The following is a 23733-nucleotide window of genomic DNA, read 5'->3' on the forward strand; positions in this document are numbered from 1 at the left end:
ATTTTTAAACATAAGGACCCTTCTTTCCGATATGATTTGGTGTGGTAACTTAATTTTATCAGAAGTGGTCCTTATCTTTTATGAAAAATAATGAAAGCCGGCGAAATTTTACTCATCGTAAAATTTCGCCGGCTTTTTTCAGATTAGAGGGGGTTTTGTCCCAGCCTCATTTTTTATTTTATGGATATATGAGCTTAAAATTCCACAGTAATTTTTCTACTTCCATGCCAAAATCTTTAATTAGTAAGCCCAGGGGAGGCTACTAAGTTGCAGAATCGGGCATTGCCAAAGCTAGCAATGGACATGGGAGTGAGGTGATGGAGAAGATACCTATACAAGCGCGAAAGGCAATTGAAGTAGTAACAAAAAGCATCCAATGTAAGAATCCAGTCATTGAAAACCGACTTATGCCCCTGCTGATCTATATTATGCACGACGTTTATTTGGAACAGATAATGTTAGAGAAGAATAACTATTTCGGTTCAAGGCTGATGATCTACCGTTGAAGTAGAGAAGAAATGGATAAGAATGAGGCGTTTGAGGCCGGGATTGCTACAGAGCAGAGCGCTAAATAGAATCAATTACTGTTAATTGGGGAACTTCCTTCTTTCTAAGACGTATTAAGATTAGAGAGTGGGGTGGATAGGATGATTAGAAAGCTAGTAGGTAAATTGGACAATCACATAAACAAGGTATTTAAAAGTTTTTTTATAATCGGTCTTCTTATCGTTTTTATTATTGGTGTCTCCGTGATTTTGGTTATTACACTACCGAACAAACAGGTGACTTACCTTTTAAGAGAATTGGCACAAACCAATTTAACTGTAGCGGTAGGAATGGGAGCAATATCAATTTCCATACGGAATGACAAAAAAGTTTTAGCATTTCTAAGAGAAATAATCCTGTTGATGCTATTTAGTGTTTTAAGTTTCTTGCTTTCATTTTGGAACGTGTTAATCGTTCAAAGAGTGTATTTGTTTGTTTGTTGTTTAGCGATGGTCTTAATTTTACTGAGTGTAGCAAAATTCATATTTGATTTAAGTAACGAGAAAAAGGAGGAAGAGGAGAAGCCGAAACAAGAGAAAAGTATTGGGAATAGTGCAAAACACAATAAGCCATCAATAAATAAAAATAAGAAAAAAAGTAAAAAGAAGAAATGAAGAATTATAATAGGCAGGAGCTCTCAACTGAAATGCATTCGTATCTTAACACAAAATAGCGACTGCTCGGAGAGAATTCAAATTATGAATCTCTCTTTATTGTGCGCTATTGGCGAATTGGAGTTGTATATTTACCTGTATAAAGCCTAACAAATCGCCGATCGGCTGCACGAGCAGAGAAAGGTTTCTCGTATAGCATATTCAATCTGAATCTACATTCAAGTATGAAAATGAGATGTGACCTAGGCGTCATTGTAACTCTGCAGAATGCCAACTGGGGCGTTACAATGGACAGCCGCATCACCGAGGAACAGGAGATAAATGAGCTGTCCGGTGTTTCAGCTTGAAGTGACATTCAGATTAGGTCGGCCGATACTGATCGATTAATGCGCAAGGAAATTGTTAGTTAGGGAGTAAATTTAGTTAATTTGAGTGGAGAGTGAATTGTAGGAGGGGGAAATGGTGCGTGAAAAGTGATGGCTACAAACGAGCTATCCACACACCCCTCTACTCGCGTGGTAGGCAGTACTAATACACTTACCGCCAGTGACGCTAAGCCCTCTGGCAGCTATGGAAAATAGAAATTTTAATCAACTAGGATCACTTGATATCACTTTTAAAAATTATTCTCTTTAATAAAAAGTAAGGACTAGTTTATTAAGTTTTCCATAATGATATTATGTAAACTTTTATCGGTTTAAAAGAACGAAAAAACTTCGCTTTATGACTGTTGAACATAAAGAAAACTTTATTAAGAACTCAACCGTAAGGAATCAATTATCTTTTGAAACTGAATGATTTCACGAGCATGACTCCTGTTAATACAAATACGAGCAATTGTGTAGAAAGAATATCATTGATGGGATTATACAACCACGCTAAGAAAAACGGGGGAATGGATTAGAAAAATAGAATTTAATACTAATACATGATACCTTGATTAAAAAAATTAAAATAGATATATTTGTAATTTTTTGTATATCAACTTTTATTCAGACAAGGCAGCGGAGGCAAAAGGGAATTAAGAATATATGAGTAGTTTGCTATATCTATTATAGAAGAAAAAGGCTGAAAGGGCGCTCGGTATTCGGGTGCCTTTTTTGTGCGGTCACAGTTCAACTGCATAAATAGGAAAAGGATGCATGGAAGAGACCCAAGCTTGGACGAACTTTGCCGCATAAAGCTGTTAGGGTAAGACAAGATGCTTTTGCAAAAAAATTAGCGAAGAAAGGTGTGAGGAACATGACCGTCGCTGTCCAAACACTGATTGACCGGAGCGTCCGCAACATGGGAGCAGTTGATCCCCATATCAAAGAACGGGCGATTGAATTGATTCACCGGGCTTATACGGAAGGGATTTATGTAGAGATTAGCAGCGGATTTCGATCATTCGATGAACAGGCAAAGCTGTACGGCCAAGGGCGTGCGAGTTACCTCTATAACGGAAAACAATATGCGCAGCCAGGCAAACCGGTTGTTACGAATGCTAAGCCGGGACAGTCGATCCATAATTATGGATTGGCTATCGATTTTTTCCTTGTTTCCGCAGATGGGGCAACCGGAATGTGGGAAGTGACGAATGAATGGCGCCGAGCTGCCGCAATCGGCAAAGGACTTGGTTTTGAATGGGGCGGCGAATGGGAGGGATTTGTTGATTATCCGCACCTTCAGTATACCGGAGGATTGTCACTCGCCGAGCTTCAGGCTGGAAAGAAGCCGACCATTCCGCCAATCGTAAAAGTAGCTGCAATTGATAAGGAGGAAGTGGCCATGAAAGAAGAAATTGCAAAATTGAAGCAGCAAGTTGCGGCCATGGAAAAAAGGCTGAACAATAATGATCCCGTCAGCAAATGGGCGGCAAAAGATTGGGAAGAAGCAAGCGAAAATGGCTATTTCGACCGTACCCGGCCGCAAGGTTATATCACGCGGCAAGAAGCAGCCATTGTGACGAATCGTCTGAGAAATAACTTCAAAAAACTGCATGAGGATACGTTGGCCTCGATTGAGGAAATAAGAAAAGCTCTGAGTGAATTAGCAGCACGTGTAGAATCTCTTGAGAAGTAGACAAACAGCCCGGCCCTTGCCGGGCTGTTTCATTCCATAGCATGAGCCAGCAAACTATTTCTCTACATTTAAGATGCTTATGATCCCCTTTAAAACACTTTGTGTCATGTCCAAGTTTCTTTTCTCGTTGGCGGATTGCAAAACAGTGATGACCAAATTTTTATAGGTTATGGCTATAAGTTCGGTTTGCTTGGCCAAATCTCGGTTAATATCATTATCAATATTTTGCTCGTATAATAGCATGTCATTCCCTATGTAGGTATCCGTAAAGGCAAAAGTAACCGTGACTAAAATGGAGCTCTCCGGATTTTCGAGAAAGATGGTTTCTTGCGTGGAGGATGAGCCTTTTCCTTGGAACATGCCATCTACTGTCAGCATTTCTCTCTTACCAAAGGTCAGCTCCTTGTCGACAATCGTGAATAAATCTCCTTCTGTAGATCCTTTTATCTCAAGCCCTTCTACATCCAATTCTTCTTTTATTTTTTCAAAAAGTGCCCAATAATCTTCGTATGAGAGAGTTGCGCTGTCCTTATCACTTTCATCATTTAATTGAGTCTCGTTTTCAGAAGGCATATCCATTTCCGTTTTTTCCTTCTCACCTTCCTCCGAACAGCCTATTAATAACATTGACAGGCTGAAAAGCAGTATCGGTAATTTTCGCATATTTTCTCCTCGTCTTCTGACCTTTGTTTACCATTCTCTTGTTTAAAATTATTAATTGCAGAGCTGTAATATATGGAATCCAACACGTAACAGAACAGAAGCCGCATGTTAAATGTCATCAATTTTCAATTTATTATAGTATAATAGGGAGTTTAATGGAATATTTACCAAATTTTTTTGGTCATGTTGACGTTCCTACTAGCCATGACTATTTTGATTCTTATGTGCAGAAAGAAAAAGCATATTAATTTCATTTTGCCTCTATACCGTCATTTCGGAAGTCCATCTTATTACGATTGGATATGTGGCAACGATTGGAGGCGATTTGTTGTAGATAGTTATTTGGCTATTTAAATCACCACAGTCGGTTTGATCGATGTTTATCGTGCTTATAAAAGTAACAATAGAGTAAATGCACAGTAACACGATCAAGGCAGAAGAAATATTAATCCAATTAGGAGGACATTCCCCCAAAAGCACGAATATAGGTAAGGGATGTATTTTTTGAATTCGGGGTGGATGTATGGAAAACTTCCAGTTTTTAAAGGGATATATAGCGGATGATGCGAAGAGGGAGAGCTTGTATCCGTTATTCGATAAAGTGTTTGGCATTGAGCCGGGGATATTGCGAGAGTTTTATATGCGGGGTCTATGGAGCCGCGAATATATGCCGTATACGTTTTTTGACGGGGAAAGTGCTGTGTCCAATGTTTCGGCGTTCCCGCTCCTTATGCAAATCGATGGAAGGCAGCGGAAGTGTGCCGGCATTCAATCGGTCATGACCCTTCCGGAGTACCGAGGGCGCGGGTTAATGAAAAGGCTGTTTGCTGAGATGCTGGAGGAGTTGGATGAAACGGCAGATGGCTCTTTTTTATATACGAGCACGCCCGAATTGTATATTCCGTTCGGCTTCGAGGCCATTCCGCAAGTTTACTATCGAATCGAGACAAAGATGCTGGCGCCAAAAAAGCCGATGAAAAAGCTCGATCCTTATCTTGATGAAGATGTGATCTTGTTGCGTGAGCTGCTGCCAAAACATGAGCCAGTCTCGAACATGTTCGCGCCGATCGGTCATGAACATCCGTTTTATTTCAATTTGTACCGCCCGCAAGTAGGCGGCTCGATGTACTGGATCGAGGAATTGCAGACAATTGTCGTTTTTGAACGGTTCGGCGAAACAATCCGTCTTTACGATATCATCAGTGAAACCATTCCGGATTTTGTAGCACTCTGTTCGTATCTCGGACCGTTTTCCTCAGTGGAGCTGTATTTTTCGCCCGACTTGCTATCACTCGATCGCACGGAAGCTTTACCTTTCGAAGACGAGAACGTCTTGATGTTCAAAGGTTCGTTTCCGCTTCCGGGTGCTGTCTTCATGCCGCTGACCGCAGAATTTTGAAGAAGCAGCAATAGTGCTGCACCAAAATAATTCATTGACCTGCCAATGCAAGAAGAATATAATGAGATACATTAATTAAAAATCATGTATTGCGATGATGAAGAAGAGTAGGCTTTCCTACCGTTTTAGAGAGCTGATGGTTGGTGAAAATCAGTACGGAAAGATTGCTGAATGGGCTTCTGAGCTTCTAAATTGAACGTTTAGTAGGTTTAGCGGAACGTCTTACCGTTAAAAAAGACTAGGTATATCATTGTACCGAAAAAGCGCGTTTACATTTGTAAACGAATGAAGGTGGCACCACGGGTTACTCGTCCTTATTGTATTAGGATGGGTAGCCCTTTTTGCATTTCTGAGATAGGGGAGATTATCATGGGAAAAGTTGTTTTTACCGGCATCAAACCAACAGGACAGATTCATTTAGGAAATTACATCGGAGCGATCAAACCGGCACTCGCCTTGGCAACGTTACCGGATGCCCAGCCCATTTATTTTGTGGCGGATGCTCATGGGCTGACAAAAATTCATGATGGTAACGAATTCAGGCAGTTGTCGTCCGGGATTGCTGCGACTTGGTTGGCCCTGGGTCTGGATCCAAACAAGGTTATTTTTTATCGTCAATCCGATGTGCCTGAAATTTTTGAGTTGAGCTGGATCCTCGCTTGTTTTTCCTCTAAAGGCTTAATGAACCGGGCCCATGCTTATAAAGCAATTGTCGAAACGAACAAGGAAATGAACCGGGATACCGACGATGGGGTAAATATGGGTTTATTTACGTATCCGATTTTGATGGCAGCGGATATCTTGATGTTCAAATCCAATGTGGTTCCTGTTGGAAAGGATCAAATACAGCATGTGGAAATCGCAAGAGACATAGCGGAGAGTTTTAATAACCATTACGGGGAAACATTCACGCTTCCAGAATACCAAGTGCAAGAGAATGCTGCTGTAGTCCCGGGACTCGATGGCAAAAAAATGAGCAAAAGTTATCATAATACGATTCCGCTATTTGAAAAACCAAAAAACCTGCAAAAGTTGATTAATAAAATCAAAACCGATTCTTTACCGCCTGAAGATCCAAAGGATCCGGACACATCGACTTTGTTTACCTTATATAAGGAATTTGCTTCAACAACCGAGGTTGAAGCGATGAAGAATAATTATGAAGAAGGGATAGGATGGGGCGAAGTAAAAAAAGAGCTATTTTTAGTCATGAACCGATTTTTAGAAGAACCTCGTGAAAAATACGAAGACTTAATCGCTTCCCCGGAAAAGGTTGATGAAATCTTAAAGGTAGGTGCTGAAAAAGCGAGGGAGTATACAATTCCATTCTTAAAGGTAATTAAGCGGAAAATTGGCTTTCATGCTTGAAGAACTCCTGGCGTGGCGGCAGCAACTTGCCGCTGCCACCTTGTTAGATATACTGCCAAAAGCCATAGTATGTATTCAGTTTGATCAAGATGAAAGAGAGAAGAAGGGATAGCGGTAGAATGATCAAGAGCTGTGTTTTATTTTTTGGAACAATCAGCAACAAAACAATGATCATTAGGAAATATATCCCGATCAGCCATGGGATTAAGTAATAATGAGTATGAACACGCAAGTAGGCATTGCCGAGTGCAAAACCTTCTGCCAGCAGTATTATGATTGGAAGGGCAGTGATAACTGCTGAGAGAAAACTGTTTCCACGTGCATACCACATTACATATGCACAAACAGGTGTTATCACGGCACATATACTCCAAAATATCATCTCTCTTGCCGGGAAAAAATGCAGGAAAAGGGTGGTATACAAATAATAAACGATCAGCATCGATCCAAAAAAGGCAAGCCCTTTGACAGCTGCTAAAGCAGGGGAATAGCTGAAAACGGAAATGAGTGCAGCTACAAAAACCCATATACCTAGGCGGTCGCCAATATTTGTAAAAATCGGACTGAAATAAGCAGGGTTGTCGACAATCTTGGCTAATAAACCAAGAACAATTCCAAGCATACTTGCACTCACAATAGAAATGACCTTTTGTTTTACGGTTGATTTGTTCTTCACTCGAATATCTGTCAACTTATGGACCATTCCACTATTCCCTTTCCATTTTGTAAATACAAAATCCCATCAGCAAACTCTTCCTTATTGTTCTTTCCCCTTTTGATTTGAAATGATGATGGCAAGCTGCTGACCGATATAAATGAGAACGAGTGTGCTAATTCCATGAAACACACCGCCAAAGATCAAACCGGCAATGCCGCCGATGACAATATAATAGTATAAGGTTTTATCCAAGTCGTAACCTCCTATATGTCTCTATATATAGGATTCTCTTCAGCTATCAAAATCCCTCTATTCCTGTTGTTTTCGGATGATGCCATTGCTGGCTGCTTTCAATACTTCTTTGCCTGCTTGGTTTCGGCAGACAGAAACGGTTTGGACGCGATAATATTTAGGGTGCTCCTCAACACTTGTTACCGTCAATTCGCAAAAGACCGTATCCCCCGTAAAAACCGGCCTGAGAAAATCGATGCTGATTTCGCTTGCAATATAATTGACATCGCCGCCGATTTTTGTGACAAGGCTGGATGTCAGGAAACCGTGAACCATCAGCCGGCCTTGTTCATCGGGTACGACATGGTGACGGCCAAGATCACCTGTCAGCTTTCCGAATTGCTCCACTTCCTCTATTGTAAAAGTCCGTTCATAGGTAAGTGAGTCTCCGATTTTCAACTATATCCCTCCAACTTGTTTTGCCTGAGTGTACCATATAATGAGTGATTGGTCATTCATTTATTATTGATTTTCCGAATACTATTAGGGGTCGCTTTCAATTTATGGTAAAATTAAACTATCTGGCGAAAGGAGTGTTCAAATGAAATTGAAAATCCGTGATTATGCGATGGTTATCCTGCTGAACGGGTTTATAGGGTATTTGTTTGTTTTGTTTATCCAAAACCTCGACACGAAAATCACTTCGCTAGGTGCAAGAGTTGTATTGTTCATGTTTGGTGTGTTATTTTTTGGTGAAATCGTGAACCGGCTAGAGCCGCTCAGCCGCTATAAGTTCTTCCACCCGATCCGCTTGGCCGCATTCGTGTCGACTTTAGCTGTTGTTCTGCTGTATGGAAATTATGTAGGTTGGGATACGTAAAATAGAAAAAACATAACTGGCAAGAAGGAAGTGGATTGCAAATGGAATATACCGCAACAGATGAATTATGGGATTTATATGATGAAAATCGACAGCCGATTGATAAGCTCCACAAAAGAGGAGTGCCGCTTCAGTCTGGTGAATATCACCAAGTTGTTGAAATCATTACCATCAATCAGGATGGGAAGATGCTTTTGACGAAACGGGACCCGATAAAGACACGCCCTTTATTATGGGAAAGCACTGGCGGCTCGGTTTTGGCCGGCGAGTCTAGTCTCGAAGGAGCAGTCAGGGAACTCGAGGAGGAGACAGGATTATCGGCAAAAAGCTCCGATTTGATAAAGCTTGGCGAAAACCGAAATAAGGCTTGTTTTTTTGACAGCTATATTTGGAAAAGTGAGCGTCAAATCGAGCTGAGTGACCTCATTCTGCAGGCGGGGGAAGTGTGTGATGCCAAATTTGCGGATTGGGAAGAAATCGTCAAGATGAATGAACTAGGGCTCATCGTTCCGACAGTTTGGGAGCGTTACAGGATGTTTGAGGATGAAATTAAAAGAAAGATGATAGGATAGAATGCTCGGGAGAAAACTGAGCTTTCATCCTATTGATTCTTCTGCCAACCTCGAGCAGTTGATTCAGTTTCGCAGGGATTCTTTTATGGCGAGCTTTGGTCATGACGATGACTTTTCTCCGGATGAATATGTATCCTGGCTGAATAAGAAATCATGCGACTTTTAGGATGGATTTGTCCATGTCTTTGAACAAGATCAACTGATCGGGCAACTGGAACTGTCTATCCGCAAATTTGAAGAGAAAAGGATTGGCTATGTACACCTCTTTTATTTGATTCCTGAAAAACGGGGGCTTGGCTTCGGGAATCAGCTGGATGAGTACGCCCGCAGTTTTTTCAAAAATCACGGCGTTCGTGAATTCCATCTTCGGGTTTCTCCTTCTAATGGGCAAGCGATGCAGTTTTACCGGAAAATCGGGATGGAGGAGACAGGACCCGAACTTGGCGGAAAAGTCGTCAGGATGTTAGGGAACATTTGAAAAATGGAGGGAGCAGGGGAGAAATGAAGCAGCTCTCAGGTGTAATTTTACTCTGTTGTGCTTGTTGGATGACGATTTACTTATACGGGGAATATGCCAGTGATTCGGCAAGGTTTCATGAAACTTTATGGATCTTTCCGTTGCTGATGTACATCCTGTCTTTCGGTTTCTTTTACTCCGCATATAAAGGGACAGGGGAGAAATCCGCAAAAATACAGAAGCAAGAAGAAATTACAGATTAAATTGGCTCTGGAATCATTGAGCCTAGATAGAAACTTGAGGAGTGAGAATTTTGGGGTATATTACCGATCTTCGAAAGGTTATCGGAAGCAGACCGATCATTAGTGCCGGGGCTACCATCCTGATTGTAAATGAGAAAAGAGAAATTCTCTTTCAGCACCGCTCAGATACATTTGATTGGGGCTTGCCTGGCGGTTCCATGGAGTTGCATGAATCATTGGAGGAAACAGCTTCTAGGGAGTTGGAAGAAGAAACAGGACTGATTGCAAACCATTTTAAGCTGATCGGAGTTTTTTCGGGTCCCCGCTATTTTTTCCGGTATCCGAATGGAGACGAGACCTACTGTGTCATCACCTTGTACCAGGCGAAAGACGTGAGTGGTTCATTAGAAATGACAGATGGGGAGAGCCTGGATCTCCAGTATTTCAATAAAGACACCCTTCCAGAAAACATCGAAAAAAGAGCGAAACAGCTACTAACGGAATTAGGGGATGAAGTCTGGAACTTGGACAGTTCCTTTGCTGCTGAACGGATTGTTGAGTAGATAGCCAGGTTCAGCTGGAATCTGCCCAGTATGCTGGATTAAAACGATTCCATAACAAATATTTGTTCATCCTGTTTTTCAAACACTACATTTTGCCTCATATGCTCAGAGTATTGAAAAGATGGCTTAAAAAGATTTTCTGACAGTACAATGAAAGACAAGAGTTGCTGGAAGAAATGAGGCGATTGAATGATACAAAAAAAGACTAACAAAAAGATATTATGGGTCAGCGTCTCGATTTTGGTAGTCATTGCCCTGCTGCTGTTTGGTAAAAAGTATCGGGAAGAACAGAAGAAAGTCGTTATACAAAGCCTGCCTTTATATGAGTTGGAGGAATTTTTAGAAGCTCAAAATGAAACACTGATTGTCTACAATCGTTTAAAGGTCTTTCAGGCAGAGGCAATAAAAAAGCATCATTGGTATTTGATGAATAAAGAGCTGGTCGTTGCAGATAAGGTCGATAAACTGATTGTCTTTCCGGAAAAGTTGAAGGGGTCAAGGATTACAGATGAAGCAAAAAACATCATGTTGGAGAAAGTAACATCTGGTCATATCAAACCGGATGAACTGGAGAAAGCGTTCAAGGAATATCTTTATGCGATCTATGCGGCTGCTAATATTAGAACGCTCCGGGAAGCGGAGAATTTGCATAGAGAAGAAGTCTACAAGTATCAACTCGAAAAAAATAAATAGCTCTCATGGAACGGAATAAGGCGATGAGGAGATTTGTCATCTCGATAACATCGAAATAACGAAAGCTATCATGGAAACCCCCATAATGAGAAGACCGAAATTTTACACAATTGGCAGAATGGAAAGGAGATAAGACTGTGAAGATTAGACAGGTGCTGATATTACTAACGGGAGCTTTAACTTGGATGTTTTTAGCTGTTCCTGTTTTACAGTGGTCGAATGTATTTACTTTGGATCAACTTTTATTAGCTACCATCGTGCCGCCAACTCCGCTTAATAGTGTCATTGTTTTCGCCATTTTAGGTTGTCTGATCAGCTTAATCGGTTGGGGAGATATTAGAGTAACGAAAGTTAAATAGAGCCCAGCAAGATAATCAATCCCACGATAGAGCTGCCCATGGGCACAGGGCAGCTTTTGATCAATCTTTTATCTTGCCTAATGGGGAACCCGCCAAAGGTGCTGACCTGCTATACTTGATTGGCAGACAACATAAGGAAAAGTAGGTAATGAGAGGTGATTCCATGAACATCAGGCTGACAGAATATACGCAGGAATGGAAAGAGAAGTTTACCAGGGAGGTCAGTTTGTTAGCGCCTGTTTTCGGAGAAGAAGCGATTGCTTTTGAACATTTCGGCAGCACGGCGGTACCGGGAATGAAGGCAAAGCCGGTGATCGACATGCTTTGCGTTGTGCACAGCATCGATTCCGTCGACCAATTGAATGACAGGTTGCAGGATCTCGGCTATGAAGCCGCCGGTGAATGGGGAATCGAGGGAAGACGTCTATTCCGGAAAGGCGGAGAGAATCGTAGCCACCATCTCCATGTGTATGGAGAGAACAATCCGGAAATCCAGCGCCATCTTGTCTTTCGTGATTATCTTCTTGCACATCCGGAAGAGGCGGATGCCTATAGCAGGTTCAAGCAGGATCTGGCCAATATATATACATCTACAAAAGATTACAGCCGTGCGAAAAAGCCATTTGTGGCTGAAATGGAGAGGAAGGCATTGAGGTGGAACGAAAGCGAGGGATGAGAGGATGAGAGACTGCTTGTTTTGCAGAATCATCAGCCGGAAGGCAAAGGCGCACATTGTTTACGAGAATGAGCATGTCTGCTGCTTTCTTGATAAATATCCGATCAACCAGGGCCATGTTCTCGTCGTTCCTAAACGGCATTTTCTTGAACTGAGAGATGCCGATCCACTGAGCCTGGTAGAAGTCATGCTTGCCGCACAAAAGATCGCCGTGTCCCTCGAAAAGGTGCTAGACACCGATGGTTCGACTATTTTTCAAGAGAACGGAGCGTTTAAGGATGTGGACCATTTCCACCTGCATGTCGTACCAAGATTTTTGGACGATGGATTTTCTTGGATAGAACCCGATATCAGGCTGGAAGAAATCGACTTTAACAGTTTGCAGCATAAAATAAGCATGTTCGGAGAAAACGACCCAAACATATGAAAGGGTGATAGGATGTCATCTTGGAGGAATCCAATTCTGCTGATCGCAGGAATTGGGATATCCTATTTGGGGAACTGGATTTATTTAATCGCTTTGAATCTATCAATATTAAATTTGACAGGGTCTGCAGCTGCAGTAGCCGGGCTTTTTATCATACGGCCGATTGCCGTACTGTTGATGAATTTTTGGTCGGGAAGTGTAATAGACCGCGCCAATAAAAGAAGACTGATGATTATTATCGATGTGATAAGAGGTGTTTTTGTCTTCTGCATTCCTTTCATGCATTCCCTATGGGCGATTTATCTCGTACTGCTGCTCATCAATATTGCCGGTTCCTTCTTTGGCCCCAGCTCGTCGGTGTACATTACAAAACTCGTACCTGCTGAAAATCGGAAACGGTTTAATTCGGTAATGAGCATGACCAATTCGGGGGCATTTTTGCTCGGACCGGCAATCGCAGGTGTATTGATCATGCAATTTGGGACTGACCTTTGCATCACCATCAATGCTATTACTTTCTTTGTTTGCGCTCTATTCATCTATTTGCTGCCGAATGTCGATGATCACATTGACCAGGTTCGTGAGCCGATCCGTTTGAGAACGATTTTGAATGACTGGAAAGAAGTTCAGAAGTTTTCGCAGAAGGCAAAATATTTTATAACGATATACATACTGTTTCAAATGGCAATGTTAATCGGATTTGCGCTTGACTCCCAAGAAGTTACCTTTATTAAACAGCATTTGGCTCTCTCAGACAGGGATTATGGGCTTATCGTTAGTATCACAGGACTGGGCGCGTTGGGAGGAGCCTTTGTATCTGCTTTGCTGGCAAAGAAAATCTCCTTGCGACTTTATATAGGTGCCGGAATGTTGTTGACCGCAATTGGCTATCTGCTGTTTTATTCATCGATTAACTTCTGGACAGCCACGTTGGCATTCGTCTTTTTAGGCTTTTTCATGGCATTCGCCAATGCGGGCTACGCCACATTTTTTCAACATAGTGTGCCCGTTGCGATTATGGGCAGATTCGGCAGCATTGCTGATATGGCACAGGGACTCATCCAAATTGTGTTTACGCTCATTTTGGGCTTTTTCGCCGAGTGGTTCTCGTTGCAGCTCTTTTGTATTGTGTTTAGCCTGATTGGCACCATTTTTGCTATCGGACTTTTTATAACGGCCATGCTGCCGTCGAAGGTGAAGCATTTTGGGGAACAGACGGAGACTATTGCAGGATAAGCGCAGTTTTAAAAAATGAGGAGGGACATGATGGGTGGAGATTATTTTTTTTACTTGTATCCATTTATAACGTTCGGTCTCGTAATACTTTTTATGGTTTCAATCATCCTTTTTATCAGGAAACTGCTAATTAATTCTTCGAATAAAAACAGGTATTTGCCAGATGTCGAGCAGAAGCTGGACAGAATTATTGAATTGCTGGAAAAGCAAGAAAAGAAATAAGGAGGGTTTGACGAGTGGTGAATGTGAGGACAAGTGAGGAAACGAGAGTTCTGTTTGATCAATGGGCATCCAGTTATGATTCAGATGTGGAAAATGCGAATGGCATTCTTGAGGGGTATGGCACGAGCATCTCGATAGCTGCAAATCTTTGCAGAGCACATGAAGCAGAAACAATTTTAGATATCGGAATCGGAACGGGGAAATTTACTGAGAAACTTGAAAAAGAGGGAGTCGAGATTTACGGTGTCGACCTGTCACAAAAGATGCTGAACGAGTGCATTAAGCTTCATCCCGACTACAAGCTGAATGTCGGTACTTTTCAGGAACTGCCGCATAAGGACGATATATTTAACGGGATTGTTTCTAGTTTTTGCTTTGATGAAGTGCCCGTAGCAGAACGGCGAAAGGCATGCGAAGAGATGTATCGAACTCTGAAGCCAGGCGGTTATATCGGTATTCTTGATATTATGTTTGCCTCGCCCTCCGCCATGCTCGAAGCAAAACAGCAAATAAGAAAATATTGGGATGACAGCGAGGACTATGCACTGGTTGGAGATTTCAGCGAACTATTGTATCGATCTGGATTTCATTCGGTTCAATGGGTGCAAACGACAAGACTGCATTGGCTATTACTGGCCTATAAATGATTTGATTTACTTCCACTAACATAAGATCTATATTTATCGATGTTGAATAGATGAATTAGCATCAAATGGAGACCCGATCAGTATTTTGGTATTAAATCCATCAATATTAGTAGAACGGTAAAATTTACTGAAAAGGAAGATGTCATTGGTAGGCATTCTAATATTTATGATGCTCCCCGCCATTATCACCGTACTTTCAATTTTGGCATTTATGTTGATTAAAAAATGGTATGTCATGCCGCTGATCATTGTTATTTTTTTTACAGTTCTCGCTTTAACTATATTAAAGGGCATGCTCATCAGGAATATTATATATTTTACCGTACTCTCGCTTCTTGTAAGTCTCGTTATGAAATCACAAATTAAAGCTAAATAGTTAAATAGATTAAAGAAGGCATTCTCCATTTTAAAACAAATATATAATAGGAATCGAAAAGCTATATGGGGTATAGCTTGTTTATCAAAAACTTTATTTTCATAAAATATCAATCATCAAAAGAGGAGTTTGTGACTGTGCCATTGACTTTTGCCCATCCGGCCGCTGTATTGCCATTTTCAAAAAGGAGTAAGTTTGTTAACTTTTCTGCGATGGTATTCGGCAGCATGGCGCCGGACTTTGAATATTTTTTAAGAGGGGAGCCGGCAGGAGCAGCCGGCCATACGCTCTCAGGTTTTTTCCTATTTAATCTTCCCCTCGTTTTATTAGTTTATTTTATCTATCACGCAGTTGTCCATGAACCGCTATTTGCCCATCTGCCGCAATGCCTGCAAGTTAGGCCTGTAGAGAAGAAGGAGCAATCTTCCGTTATGATGAAGGCAGTTGTGTTCATCTGTTCTGCCTTATTTGGCATGGCAACCCACGTGACATGGGATTCCTTGACCCACGGAAATGGCGTTGTTGTAGGGAAGTTCCCATTACTTTTCACAATTACCTTTCATCTGTTCGGATACGATATCCCGTTGTATAAGTTTCTACAGCATGGAAGCACGCTGCTGGGAATCACTCTGATCATTGGATTTATGTTTTTTCAGGCATGGAAGCGACCGGTGCTCTCTGCTATCACAGCCAAACGGAAAATCATTTTTTGGTTGGCGGTTTTCCTGCTCGCCAATATCATGATCGCGTTTTGGTACATAGCAGACTGGGCTCCAATCTCAAGCTATGGAATTGCTGTCGTCAGAATCATCGATGTCTCTTTGCTTAGTTTGCTGCTCGTTTCCGCCTCTCTAAAAATACGTGAATCACAGGCCAAGAGAGAGGATCATGATAAGAATTTTATTTCATATGAATGAGTTTACAGGAGGATTAAAATGCGTTTCATGGCGATCCCACTTTTTCAATTCCTCGTGATCATAGCCACGATTGTTTATATGCTATTTGATATCAAAAGTAAAAAGAAGAAATCCCAGCTGCGCAGGTTGGTATCGTATAGTTTTGCCATTTATTTGTTCTTTTTAACGGATGTGACGATGGGGGCTATTTATATCCCTCCTAAAGAAAGCTTTGTATCTATACAACTAATCCCTCTCCACTTTCTAGATGATTGGTATCTTGAATCAGAAAGGGGCACATGGTTTGTTCTTAATTCCATCAAATTGACTTTCTATAATTTTATTATGTTAATCCCTTTAGGGGTTTATCTCAGGCTCCTCTTCAATCTTAGGAGTATGACCAGAGTAAGCTTAATTGTTTTTCTCGTCAGTCTGACTATAGAAATCTTGCAACTAATCTTGAGCTACTTTGGCCTCCTTTTCAGCCGAACCTTCAATGTGGATGACTTAATCCTCAACACGATTGGTGGCATTGTCGGCTATAAAATCTGGCTAAGAACGGGAATGACACGATTTGGAGCGAGTATAAATGAACAATTGGAGAGCGATAAGATAGAAGGATAGCAACTTTCTCCAGCCTCGACTCGTCTAATGGAGTAAGCAGGAATATAAGGATAAAAAGAGCTGACGAGTCAATATCCAAAAGAGCCCAAGAATATAAAGAGAAAAGGGGAATTGCATCGTAAATGGTGGGGAATTTTAGCTTACTATGAATTGGGCTAGAGTACTGTTCCTATTTTTGCTATGTGCAATCTCGTGGTTGGAAATTGTTAAGCCAGATGAAAATAAAAACGAACCAAGCAGTTGACCAACTTGATCCATTTTTTTATTAGCGCAGTTCGTTTAGTAAGCTGTTTTTATGCTTGTTTGAGAGATTTACTAAGTCAAAGCTTCCTGACAGTAACATGCCTTTAATTGTTCTGGCTTCGTTCCATGCCAAGTTGTAAAGATCCTTATTAACAACGCCGCTTGTCAGCGCCTCTTCAAGTTCTGTTGCATCTTTTTCGATAATGTCCCCGGATGGCAAAAGAATGATGTCTAAAAATAAATCATCCATCCATGGCCCACTAGCACTGTGTCCATTTTCCAGACAAATATCGATGTACCATTGAACGATATTGCCATTTGCATCAAACATCGTCGTGACTGAATGATGCTTATTGGTAGGAAATTGCTGCAGCCACATAAATCCGTCATCAGCAATGCGGATCTCTTTTCCTTCATAATTGACCGATAAAGTAAAGGCTCTGCTGCTTGTATGATATGCAGCAAAGAAACATACCCCGTAAATTCTTCCGTATCTAAAAATGTTTGCGCAAACCTTTTTTCTAAAATTCGCTTCCATCCCGGGCGTTCCCCGTATTTTCTTTTCAACATATCCGTCCATCTCCGATCACTTATTTAAATATAAAGCTATTTTCGGTATGTTACGTTGAATTTTTAACGGCCAAAAAGCGAGGTGTAGAGTAATGGGTTCAAAACTCAGGAAGCTTCCGAAGCTACAAAACGAAAATGATGAGCAAAAGTTCATTTTTATACAAAAAGACAAGAGACATGTTCTTAAAATCTTTAAAGTAAAGTCTTTAAAGCTAATTATGCCAATGGTTGCGTTGTTTTTCATCATTTTGCTCGTAATTAATGAATTGGGTTTCTTTCATTCGAATCTTGCCGGTTACAGCAAGAAGGACATGATGGCAAATATGGAACTGGGAATAGGCCAGGAGAAAGTGAAAGAGCGATTTGGCAATGCGTACACGGTTGTTAGTCCTGCATTGGAAACATTTGAGGGGACAATATGGCGATATGATGATACAAAAAAGAAATCATACATCCCGGAGACGGATCATGATTTTCCTGATGTCGAAGGGTTGATGAATCACAGTTTGGAGAGTCAATTGTTTGTCACCTTTTTGGATCAGAAAGCCTCAAAGTTTTCCCTAGTATACAAGGAAAAAGGCAACATCCTACTCTATGAAAAGAGTGTAGAGAAAGGCGAGCAAACAAGCCAGCTAAAATGATTGAGGCATGTTGGATAAGGGAATGTTTGAAAACAAACCTAGATGAAGAAGAGATTCTTCATTATATAATGGATTGCTTAAGGAACTGAAAAAAAAGCAGGGAATATGACTCTGCGTGCAATTCAGCAATTGAACTATAAGGCTGTGAGTTTACTGTACTCTTATAAAGAACTCTCCATGAGGGGAAATAGCGAGTATGCTGAATCTCAGGGAAAACACAGTGAAAAACCGTTTGAAGAGGGAAATAATGAAATTGAAAGAGAGAATAGAAGCTTAGAAATTCAATAGGGAGCAAGGCAAATTGGCGGATGCTCGAAAGGATGGAACGCATGTTGAATTCAAAATTCAACATGCGTCTCTTTATTTGTTCAATGTTTTTTGAATAACTTATCCAAATAACATTGAATTGTCAATCAATTCCGTTATAATCAAAGTACAGTACAAAATCATTTAGGAGGTTGAACCATGGACATCATCCAGGCAACGAGCAGAAAAAGAGAAACCTATAAAGTTGAGATTGGCCATTCATTGCTCTGGGAGTGTGCGCTTGGTATCGCGGCTGTAACAAATTCACGGATCATCGATACGTTGGAAAAACCGGCATCGTACTGGACAGAACTAAGAGAGAGTCTAACAGCAGACCTGTTACATCAGTTGGATTATGCAGAGAAACACAACACTTGGAAATCAATTTTGCAGCTGCTCCATTATAAAGAAAGCGACAATCTGGCGGATTTTTGTACCGCTATTAGTTCACTTGAGCCGGCTGAATTAAAATTCTTTTGCTTGCCGTTCGTTGGTGAACGTTATCAGCAAGTAAGAAAAAATGCTGCCCTTGAAGATGAGAAAGCTGTTTTGGAACTGAAACAAGTAACCGGGGACAATCCCTTTTTCCCGCAATATATTGAGTTCATTAGCAAATGTGACCCGAGCGAACTGAAGTCGCATTTGATTGCCGTCATGTCAGGATGGTATGAAGCGGTCATTTCTCCGAACGAGGAAGAGACGGAACAAATTTTAAAAACGGATGAGGAGTCCAAAACCCGAATGAAGGAGAAAATGACTACTGAAGAGCTTGTCCAATGGGCAACCGGCGGCGTAAATTACCTTCCCGAACCGAGTGTTTATCGAGTGCTGCTCATTCCGCAATATGTATACCGTCCTTGGAATATTGAAGCAGACCTTGAAGGGACGAAGGTGTTTTATTATCCAGTGGCCAATGAAAGCCTCTCGCCCGGTGACCCTTACATGCCAAGCCACTTTCTCATCCAGAAGCACAAAGCATTGGGCGATGAAGTCCGTCTCCGCCTCGTGAAACTGCTATCCGAGAGTGATCATTCTCTGCAGTCGCTGGCAGAGCATTTGAAAATGAACAAAACGGCCGTTCATCATCACCTTAAAACATTGCGGGCAGCGAAGATCATCGAGATGAACGGATCAAAGTATTCCCTTAAAGCGAACGTGCTGGAACTGTTATTCAAAGAATTGGATCAGTATATCAATCAATGAAAAAGGATACGAACACTTCTGTTTTTAGAAATCGTTCTTTTCTAGCAACCTGGTTAGGGAATGGAATATCCGAATTAGGAGGAGCTTTTGGGACCTTTTGCAATTCAATTTTGATCTATCAGCTCACTGGTTCTTCGTTCGCATTGGGAAGTATGTGGCTTTTGTATTTTCTTCCCTCTTTATTCCTTCAACTGTTCATCGGGCCTTTTATTGACCGGTGGAGCAGAAAATGGGTAATGGTCTGCACCCAGTGGGTGAGAGGAGGCATATTCCTCATCCCGCTTGCTGCCTTACTGAAGGGCGACCTCAATGTTTGGCATATATACAGCGTCCAAGTCATTGTCGGTTTGGTCACACCCTTATATGTCCCAGCAAATCAAGCCATTACGCCTACGATCGTGTCAAAAAAACAATTGCCTTCCGCTAATGCCTGTATCGATGGAACTGTGCGGCTGATGACCTTTTTGTCTCCTTTGACAGCTGGACTGGTGATCGAAACGATTGGCGTTCGATTTACGCTAGCCTTGGTCAGTTCTTTGCTGATTGTAAGTGGGTGTACGCTGTTGTTCATCCGGGAAAACAAAAAGCATTTGCAAGCAAGGAAAACGTGGTTTGCTGAATTCAAGGAAGGAATGACCTTTTTCTTTACTCAACGAACAATCGTATGGCTCGGTGTATTTCTGGCAGTTGTCCAATTGGGTGTGGGAATCACGATGGTGACAACGTTGCCGTTTGTAACAAATGAGTTAGGCGGAACGTATGCGCACTATGGTTATTTCATGGCGGGCTTCCCTGTCGGCTATATAGCAGGGGCGATACTGGTTTCTAGAATGAACTATAAAAGCCGCAGATTTCTAATGCTTGGTTCGCTTTTCGTCGGAGGCCTGACCTTTCTGGCACTCTGCTTTACGCATAGTCTTCCTCTTGCCATCACGACCGAAATCATCGGTGGTATTGGAATGGCCATTTTTAACATACATAATACGACCATCTGCCAACAAACAGTTCCGAATCGTATCATGGGGAAAGTCTTTTCCGTTCGTCTTCTCATCGTGAGAGGGGTTATGTTGCTCGGCATCCTGATCGGCGGTATTGGAAGTGAATTGATCGGAGTAAGGCCACTTTATCTTTTGATCGGCTTGATGATTTGCGCGGTTTCGGCTGTAGGGATGTATTTGCCGTTTTTTAAGTTTATTGATGGAGAGAGTGATCGAGAAGGGATTCGGTCCGAAACACCTGTAAATAAATCTCTTTAATTTATGTATTTTCAACTGCCCTTTTATCCCTTTTGGCTATTCTAATAGCAATGCCTTGGGGAATGATGTTTAAGAAACTTATAAAGACAAAGAATTGAAAGGGAGTTAACGGCGTAAAGTAGCTATACCAGAGATCGTCACCTTCCATCCTATTGATGAAATACTCAGAGGTTTTAGTGGTCAGTACATTCCCGATCGAAATGATAGATAAATGACTGTAACGCATAGCACAGTATGCTAATAGTGAGGTAGCGATAATCATAAGGACGTAACCCAGAACAGAATGATTGGAATAATCCTGAATTATTGAAAAAAAGGCAAACGGAAAACTGTACAATATGACAATCAGAATTCCAATAATTGTTGTTTTCATCATCGCACCCCCTTATTGACGGCATATTAATAGATTATCATACTATGACTGGAATTTTTACAAGATTTTCCTGGAAAGATCAAACAGGGCTTATCTTATAGGGAACGGAAAATTCGAAACCTTAATCATCCTCATTTCGTCTAAAAAAGAGGAGAGAGAACTGGAATTCTCTATGCAAGAGCTGTTTTTTCTGATTGGATAATCTAATAAAATATCTCACGGTTTGAGCCAATATTGGCGGTTTAGATATTGATAGAGGGGGAGAAGGGGACCTTTGATAAGTAAGTATGGATTCGGTTCTGTCCTTTTCTATTGTTTTTGGCTGCAGCCAGAAGAGTTTGGTTATAGATATGCGCTTTCTTCCGAAGTATAAGAACGCCTTTGTGCGCAGGAAACTGCCACGATTTAGGCAGAAGCTAGAATTTGAAAAAAGTGAAGGAATCATGAAGACACTTGGAATTATTCACAAAACTGTTAAAATTCAAAGTATGGGATATATTCTCGACAAAAAGCAGGTATAGGGGATTGGGGTGTTCATGTTGATAGAAGATAAAGTAAAAGAGAAAATTGAGCAGTTAGATGAAAACGAAGCGAAAGCAATGTTAAAAATAATTTACGGCTTTGTTGAAACCGCTAAGACGGGAAGCGGAGGGGAGTCAATGATAAAAGAATGTGTAGATAAGATCGCTAACTTCTATCAAAGAATTCCAGATAAAAAGGATGATCAGACGATAATTCCTGAAGATGAAATGAGCAGGGGATGAAACGGGTTACTTGGTGGAAAGGTCTCTTGTTTGGCGTTGGCATTTCAATTGTAACTGCTTTGATTTTCATGATTATTGGCCAATTGATGGCCGGCGGGTTGACCTCGTTTTGGGGAGAGAGCTGGTTGTATTTTTCTGTGATTGTCCCCTTTGCTGTTGCATTTTCTATCCTGGGCAGCTATTTTCATAGAAAAGGAGGAATATCAAAGCGAAAGTTATGGTTTATCAGTTTTTTATGTGCGCTTTTTGTGACTTGGTATAGCGGGACAATTGGAGCGCTATTTGGTGAAATGATCGTAAGAGACGGCGGACTGGAGACGGTAAACGTTGAGGGTACGCTAGGGTGGGGCACGGTTTATGCGTTCGTGCTTCTGCCTGTAACGATTCCATTTGCAAAATTTCTGATCTGGCTGTTTTTAACACTTTTCGAAAGTGAATCTGGAAAGAATGGCAACCTTTTATGACGCCCAAAAGTAAAGCTGCCTTGTAAGCTAGATCACAGCATGAAATACTTCATACTGTTAAAAAGTTGTTAAGCGGAAAATACTACATTCGAGGAGGTAGCCGGTGGAGCGTACCCTTTATATTATTATTCCAAGCATATTATTGGTCTTAGGACTCTTTGCTACCGTTATCTATTACTATGTGAACCGAAGAGGTTATTTGCAGAATCGTATCTTGATGCGGAAGATTTACTACCTCCTCATGATCTTATCCACCCTTATTTTGTTCGGTTATCAGAAGTTTCCATTCACCACAGCAGCTGAACTCACAGCATTTGTCATAGCGGTGATTGTTATTGATTTGATGGTTTTTCAGACACCAGACATTACCAAGTTTATGTCAAATGAACTGAAGCAGGAAGAGCTGGCAGAGACGATTCAGAAAAATCAAGGGAGCATTCAGATTCTGACGGAAAAAATCATTTGTGTGAATGAAGCAATGCCGAAAGTGTCTCAGCCATGGGGAATGGATTCATTCGATTTCTCCCGCGATGCTTATGAGGAATACCTTTTGAGTTATCTGAAGGTATATACGAACCAGTTCAATATTAGCATCTTCCCGTACTATGTAGAGTCATCAAACGATGAATCAATCTTTGAGGATAATGTTAACAAAGCGTACAGTAAAATTAAGAAAGACCATGACTTTTCTACTCGTGGGATTGGGATGCGACGAAAGCGGCTATTACAAATACTAAATAGTGGCGGAAATGTTGAAGTATTTGAGCACGGTCGCCCTTACGTCATCTTCTGTTACTATGGGGAATTCTACAACTTCATTTTTGTTATTACAGGAAAAGACGAGGCTCACGTGGGCGGAGCTGACGCATCCCTGCTGCTTAATATGATGTACATGTTAGATTATTGGTTGCTGTCAAACGAAAGTGAACTTGTTGATACTCAGGATGATGATGGTAATAATGAAGATCATGGGGAAGAGGAGAACTCTTCATCTATAGTGGAAACAATGGAAAATCGTACTGAATCATGATAAACTTATTTTAGATGAAAAGGAGTGTGGAAGAAATGGAAACCAGAATGCCGATGCGAAAACAGAATAAACAAGGCAAACGTCCTGCTTCCCGTGATGCAAGTGTTCCTCCGAGAAATCCAAACAAACGTTCCACTAAAATTACTGCCGACCGATCACTCGCTCGCTTAAGAGAAGAAAATCGTGCCGTCATCTATGGATATGGACATTAATCTTCAAGAAAGGTGAAGGACTTTACCTTTCTTTTTCTATGTTAAAAATGCTGATCACTGCATAAGCTATGGAAAAGCAGGTGGTCAGATGGACAGAGCAGATATTCCCCGTAACCCCAATAAGCGACCCTGTGTGGCGCGTAATATAACTTTTCCTATCCAATGGGAAAACAGCAAATGGTTGCATGTGCTGCGTCAAAAGAAAAAGCCCTGATGATCAGGGCTTTTGTTTGTTATCCGGTTATTGGAATTCCGGAC

The 23733-nt window shown here is 41.3% G+C and carries 31 protein-coding genes and 1 other annotated feature; of the genes, 25 read left to right on the forward strand and 6 right to left on the reverse strand.

What is annotated here, in order from left to right; all coding sequences use genetic code 11:
* Positions 1 to 647: 647 nt before the first annotated feature.
* Both AC0TWI_RS08925 and AC0TWI_RS08930 read left to right on the forward strand, forming a co-directional pair.
* Positions 648 to 1160 carry a hypothetical protein gene (locus AC0TWI_RS08925; RefSeq protein WP_488125996.1) on the forward strand — a complete coding sequence of 171 codons (513 nt, stop codon included), beginning with the start codon at positions 648 to 650 and terminating at the stop codon, positions 1158 to 1160.
* A gap of 1242 nt (positions 1161 to 2402) precedes the next feature.
* A complete protein-coding gene (locus AC0TWI_RS08930; protein ID WP_488125997.1) occupies positions 2403 to 3224 on the forward strand; it encodes a M15 family metallopeptidase in 822 nt (273 codons plus the stop codon).
* 54 nt (positions 3225 to 3278) lie between these two features.
* Here AC0TWI_RS08930 and AC0TWI_RS08935 read toward each other — a convergent pair whose 3' ends face one another.
* Positions 3279 to 3803: a hypothetical protein gene (locus AC0TWI_RS08935; protein ID WP_488125998.1), complete on the reverse strand. Its 525-nt coding sequence runs from the start codon at positions 3801 to 3803 to the stop codon at positions 3279 to 3281.
* A gap of 607 nt (positions 3804 to 4410) precedes the next feature.
* On the opposite strand from AC0TWI_RS08935, the gene AC0TWI_RS08940 reads away from it, so the two are divergent.
* Both AC0TWI_RS08940 and AC0TWI_RS08945 read left to right on the forward strand, forming a co-directional pair.
* The gene (locus tag AC0TWI_RS08940) at positions 4411 to 5286 is read left to right on the forward strand and encodes a GNAT family N-acetyltransferase (protein ID WP_488125999.1); all 876 of its coding nucleotides are present in this window, start codon (positions 4411 to 4413) and stop codon (positions 5284 to 5286) included.
* Positions 5287 to 5371: 85 nt separating this feature from the next.
* Positions 5372 to 5605: a binding site (T-box leader), on the forward strand.
* A gap of 50 nt (positions 5606 to 5655) precedes the next feature.
* Complete coding sequence (locus AC0TWI_RS08945) at positions 5656 to 6654, forward strand: tryptophan--tRNA ligase (protein ID WP_488126000.1); 999 nt, start codon at positions 5656 to 5658, stop codon at positions 6652 to 6654.
* Between the two features lie 43 nt (positions 6655 to 6697).
* On the opposite strand, the gene AC0TWI_RS08950 is transcribed toward AC0TWI_RS08945, so the two are convergent.
* From AC0TWI_RS08950 to AC0TWI_RS08960, 3 genes are read right to left on the reverse strand one after another with little or no spacing between them, the layout of a single operon-like run.
* Positions 6698 to 7357, reverse strand: a complete 660-nt coding sequence (locus AC0TWI_RS08950; RefSeq protein ID WP_488126001.1) for a DUF6518 family protein — start codon at positions 7355 to 7357, stop codon at positions 6698 to 6700.
* 54 nt (positions 7358 to 7411) lie between these two features.
* The gene (locus AC0TWI_RS08955) at positions 7412 to 7564 is read right to left on the reverse strand and encodes a hypothetical protein (protein ID WP_488126002.1); all 153 of its coding nucleotides are present in this window, start codon (positions 7562 to 7564) and stop codon (positions 7412 to 7414) included.
* Between the two features lie 57 nt (positions 7565 to 7621).
* Positions 7622 to 8002 carry a hotdog domain-containing protein gene (locus tag AC0TWI_RS08960; RefSeq protein ID WP_488126003.1) on the reverse strand — a complete coding sequence of 127 codons (381 nt, stop codon included), beginning with the start codon at positions 8000 to 8002 and terminating at the stop codon, positions 7622 to 7624.
* A gap of 142 nt (positions 8003 to 8144) precedes the next feature.
* On the opposite strand from AC0TWI_RS08960, the gene AC0TWI_RS08965 reads away from it, so the two are divergent.
* From AC0TWI_RS08965 to AC0TWI_RS09030, 14 genes are all read left to right on the forward strand, one after another.
* Entirely contained in the window at positions 8145 to 8423 is a 279-nt protein-coding gene (locus AC0TWI_RS08965; protein ID WP_488126004.1) for a hypothetical protein, read from the forward strand.
* Between the two features lie 41 nt (positions 8424 to 8464).
* The gene (locus AC0TWI_RS08970) at positions 8465 to 8995 is read left to right on the forward strand and encodes an NUDIX hydrolase (protein WP_488126036.1); all 531 of its coding nucleotides are present in this window, start codon (positions 8465 to 8467) and stop codon (positions 8993 to 8995) included.
* 223 nt (positions 8996 to 9218) lie between these two features.
* Complete coding sequence (locus AC0TWI_RS08975) at positions 9219 to 9473, forward strand: GNAT family N-acetyltransferase (protein WP_488126037.1); 255 nt, start codon at positions 9219 to 9221, stop codon at positions 9471 to 9473.
* 292 nt (positions 9474 to 9765) lie between these two features.
* Complete coding sequence (locus AC0TWI_RS08980; RefSeq protein ID WP_488126005.1) at positions 9766 to 10257, forward strand: NUDIX hydrolase; 492 nt, start codon at positions 9766 to 9768, stop codon at positions 10255 to 10257.
* Between the two features lie 189 nt (positions 10258 to 10446).
* Positions 10447 to 10950, forward strand: a complete 504-nt coding sequence (locus AC0TWI_RS08985; protein ID WP_488126006.1) for a hypothetical protein — start codon at positions 10447 to 10449, stop codon at positions 10948 to 10950.
* A gap of 137 nt (positions 10951 to 11087) precedes the next feature.
* The gene (locus AC0TWI_RS08990; RefSeq protein WP_488126007.1) at positions 11088 to 11309 is read left to right on the forward strand and encodes a hypothetical protein; all 222 of its coding nucleotides are present in this window, start codon (positions 11088 to 11090) and stop codon (positions 11307 to 11309) included.
* Positions 11310 to 11472: 163 nt separating this feature from the next.
* A complete protein-coding gene (locus AC0TWI_RS08995; protein ID WP_488126008.1) occupies positions 11473 to 11985 on the forward strand; it encodes a GrpB family protein in 513 nt (170 codons plus the stop codon).
* 16 nt (positions 11986 to 12001) lie between these two features.
* A complete protein-coding gene (locus AC0TWI_RS09000) occupies positions 12002 to 12412 on the forward strand; it encodes an HIT family protein (protein WP_488126009.1) in 411 nt (136 codons plus the stop codon).
* Positions 12413 to 12424: 12 nt separating this feature from the next.
* Complete coding sequence (locus tag AC0TWI_RS09005) at positions 12425 to 13648, forward strand: MFS transporter (protein ID WP_488126010.1); 1224 nt, start codon at positions 12425 to 12427, stop codon at positions 13646 to 13648.
* A gap of 30 nt (positions 13649 to 13678) precedes the next feature.
* Positions 13679 to 13870 carry a DUF4083 domain-containing protein gene (locus AC0TWI_RS09010; RefSeq protein WP_488126011.1) on the forward strand — a complete coding sequence of 64 codons (192 nt, stop codon included), beginning with the start codon at positions 13679 to 13681 and terminating at the stop codon, positions 13868 to 13870.
* A gap of 14 nt (positions 13871 to 13884) precedes the next feature.
* A complete protein-coding gene (locus AC0TWI_RS09015; protein ID WP_488126012.1) occupies positions 13885 to 14517 on the forward strand; it encodes a class I SAM-dependent methyltransferase in 633 nt (210 codons plus the stop codon).
* A gap of 169 nt (positions 14518 to 14686) precedes the next feature.
* Positions 14687 to 14893: a DUF2651 family protein gene (locus AC0TWI_RS09020; RefSeq protein WP_488126038.1), complete on the forward strand. Its 207-nt coding sequence runs from the start codon at positions 14687 to 14689 to the stop codon at positions 14891 to 14893.
* Between the two features lie 137 nt (positions 14894 to 15030).
* Positions 15031 to 15810 (forward strand): DUF4184 family protein, encoded by a 780-nt coding sequence (locus AC0TWI_RS09025; protein WP_488126013.1) that lies wholly within the window; start codon positions 15031 to 15033, stop codon positions 15808 to 15810.
* 18 nt (positions 15811 to 15828) lie between these two features.
* Complete coding sequence (locus AC0TWI_RS09030; protein ID WP_488126014.1) at positions 15829 to 16413, forward strand: VanZ family protein; 585 nt, start codon at positions 15829 to 15831, stop codon at positions 16411 to 16413.
* 265 nt (positions 16414 to 16678) lie between these two features.
* Here the strand turns inward: AC0TWI_RS09030 and AC0TWI_RS09035 are convergent, their stop codons facing one another.
* On the reverse strand, positions 16679 to 17194 hold the full coding sequence (locus tag AC0TWI_RS09035; RefSeq protein ID WP_488126015.1) for a ribonuclease FAU-1 family protein: 516 nt from the start codon (positions 17192 to 17194) through the stop codon (positions 16679 to 16681).
* A 124-nt stretch (positions 17195 to 17318) separates the two neighbouring features.
* Between AC0TWI_RS09035 and AC0TWI_RS09040 the strand changes: the two genes are divergently transcribed.
* The 3 genes from AC0TWI_RS09040 (at position 17319) to AC0TWI_RS09050 (ending at position 20632) form a co-directional block, all read left to right on the forward strand.
* Positions 17319 to 17867, forward strand: coding sequence for a hypothetical protein (locus AC0TWI_RS09040; RefSeq protein ID WP_488126016.1), 549 nt, complete (start codon positions 17319 to 17321; stop codon positions 17865 to 17867).
* Between the two features lie 465 nt (positions 17868 to 18332).
* Complete coding sequence (locus AC0TWI_RS09045) at positions 18333 to 19376, forward strand: ArsR/SmtB family transcription factor (RefSeq protein WP_488126017.1); 1044 nt, start codon at positions 18333 to 18335, stop codon at positions 19374 to 19376.
* Positions 19373 to 20632, forward strand: coding sequence for an MFS transporter (locus AC0TWI_RS09050; RefSeq protein ID WP_488126018.1), 1260 nt, complete (start codon positions 19373 to 19375; stop codon positions 20630 to 20632). Before AC0TWI_RS09045 ends, AC0TWI_RS09050 begins: the two co-directional genes overlap by 4 nt.
* Before the next feature lies 1 nt (position 20633).
* On the opposite strand, the gene AC0TWI_RS09055 is transcribed toward AC0TWI_RS09050, so the two are convergent.
* Complete coding sequence (locus tag AC0TWI_RS09055; protein WP_488126019.1) at positions 20634 to 21005, reverse strand: hypothetical protein; 372 nt, start codon at positions 21003 to 21005, stop codon at positions 20634 to 20636.
* 539 nt (positions 21006 to 21544) lie between these two features.
* Between AC0TWI_RS09055 and AC0TWI_RS09060 the strand changes: the two genes are divergently transcribed.
* The 4 genes from AC0TWI_RS09060 (at position 21545) to AC0TWI_RS09075 (ending at position 23475) form a co-directional block, all read left to right on the forward strand.
* Positions 21545 to 21769: a hypothetical protein gene (locus AC0TWI_RS09060; protein WP_488126020.1), complete on the forward strand. Its 225-nt coding sequence runs from the start codon at positions 21545 to 21547 to the stop codon at positions 21767 to 21769.
* Entirely contained in the window at positions 21766 to 22233 is a 468-nt protein-coding gene (locus AC0TWI_RS09065; protein WP_488126021.1) for a hypothetical protein, read from the forward strand. Before AC0TWI_RS09060 ends, AC0TWI_RS09065 begins: the two co-directional genes overlap by 4 nt.
* Positions 22234 to 22336: 103 nt before the next feature.
* A complete protein-coding gene (locus AC0TWI_RS09070; RefSeq protein WP_488126022.1) occupies positions 22337 to 23263 on the forward strand; it encodes a type II toxin-antitoxin system SpoIISA family toxin in 927 nt (308 codons plus the stop codon).
* A gap of 35 nt (positions 23264 to 23298) precedes the next feature.
* Positions 23299 to 23475, forward strand: coding sequence for a hypothetical protein (locus tag AC0TWI_RS09075; protein WP_488126023.1), 177 nt, complete (start codon positions 23299 to 23301; stop codon positions 23473 to 23475).
* Positions 23476 to 23733 lie beyond the last annotated feature (258 nt).

The organism is Lederbergia sp. B243.17 (genome assembly GCF_057657925.1).

What these genes read in the sequence shown, in the direction of transcription:
- AC0TWI_RS08945 (WP_488126000.1), top strand. Translation starts at nt 5,656, where the DNA reads ATGGGAAAAGTTGTTTTTACCGGCATCAAACCAACAGGACAGATTCAT.
- AC0TWI_RS09040 (WP_488126016.1), top strand. Translation starts at nt 17,319, where the DNA reads ATGGGTTCAAAACTCAGGAAGCTTCCGAAGCTACAAAACGAAAATGAT.
- AC0TWI_RS09020 (WP_488126038.1), top strand. Translation starts at nt 14,687, where the DNA reads ATGCTCCCCGCCATTATCACCGTACTTTCAATTTTGGCATTTATGTTG.
- AC0TWI_RS09010 (WP_488126011.1), top strand. Translation starts at nt 13,679, where the DNA reads ATGGGTGGAGATTATTTTTTTTACTTGTATCCATTTATAACGTTCGGT.
- AC0TWI_RS09035 (WP_488126015.1), bottom strand. Translation starts at nt 17,194, where the DNA reads ATGGAAGCGAATTTTAGAAAAAAGGTTTGCGCAAACATTTTTAGATAC.
- AC0TWI_RS08985 (WP_488126006.1), top strand. Translation starts at nt 10,447, where the DNA reads ATGATACAAAAAAAGACTAACAAAAAGATATTATGGGTCAGCGTCTCG.
- AC0TWI_RS09050 (WP_488126018.1), top strand. Translation starts at nt 19,373, where the DNA reads ATGAAAAAGGATACGAACACTTCTGTTTTTAGAAATCGTTCTTTTCTA.
- AC0TWI_RS08950 (WP_488126001.1), bottom strand. Translation starts at nt 7,357, where the DNA reads ATGGTCCATAAGTTGACAGATATTCGAGTGAAGAACAAATCAACCGTA.
- AC0TWI_RS09055 (WP_488126019.1), bottom strand. Translation starts at nt 21,005, where the DNA reads ATGAAAACAACAATTATTGGAATTCTGATTGTCATATTGTACAGTTTT.
- AC0TWI_RS08930 (WP_488125997.1), top strand. Translation starts at nt 2,403, where the DNA reads ATGACCGTCGCTGTCCAAACACTGATTGACCGGAGCGTCCGCAACATG.
- AC0TWI_RS09065 (WP_488126021.1), top strand. Translation starts at nt 21,766, where the DNA reads ATGAAACGGGTTACTTGGTGGAAAGGTCTCTTGTTTGGCGTTGGCATT.
- AC0TWI_RS09005 (WP_488126010.1), top strand. Translation starts at nt 12,425, where the DNA reads ATGTCATCTTGGAGGAATCCAATTCTGCTGATCGCAGGAATTGGGATA.
- AC0TWI_RS08965 (WP_488126004.1), top strand. Translation starts at nt 8,145, where the DNA reads ATGAAATTGAAAATCCGTGATTATGCGATGGTTATCCTGCTGAACGGG.
- AC0TWI_RS09045 (WP_488126017.1), top strand. Translation starts at nt 18,333, where the DNA reads ATGGACATCATCCAGGCAACGAGCAGAAAAAGAGAAACCTATAAAGTT.
- AC0TWI_RS08925 (WP_488125996.1), top strand. Translation starts at nt 648, where the DNA reads ATGATTAGAAAGCTAGTAGGTAAATTGGACAATCACATAAACAAGGTA.
- AC0TWI_RS09075 (WP_488126023.1), top strand. Translation starts at nt 23,299, where the DNA reads ATGGAAACCAGAATGCCGATGCGAAAACAGAATAAACAAGGCAAACGT.
- AC0TWI_RS08940 (WP_488125999.1), top strand. Translation starts at nt 4,411, where the DNA reads ATGGAAAACTTCCAGTTTTTAAAGGGATATATAGCGGATGATGCGAAG.
- AC0TWI_RS08935 (WP_488125998.1), bottom strand. Translation starts at nt 3,803, where the DNA reads ATGGATATGCCTTCTGAAAACGAGACTCAATTAAATGATGAAAGTGAT.
- AC0TWI_RS08970 (WP_488126036.1), top strand. Translation starts at nt 8,465, where the DNA reads ATGGAATATACCGCAACAGATGAATTATGGGATTTATATGATGAAAAT.
- AC0TWI_RS09030 (WP_488126014.1), top strand. Translation starts at nt 15,829, where the DNA reads ATGCGTTTCATGGCGATCCCACTTTTTCAATTCCTCGTGATCATAGCC.
- AC0TWI_RS08995 (WP_488126008.1), top strand. Translation starts at nt 11,473, where the DNA reads ATGAACATCAGGCTGACAGAATATACGCAGGAATGGAAAGAGAAGTTT.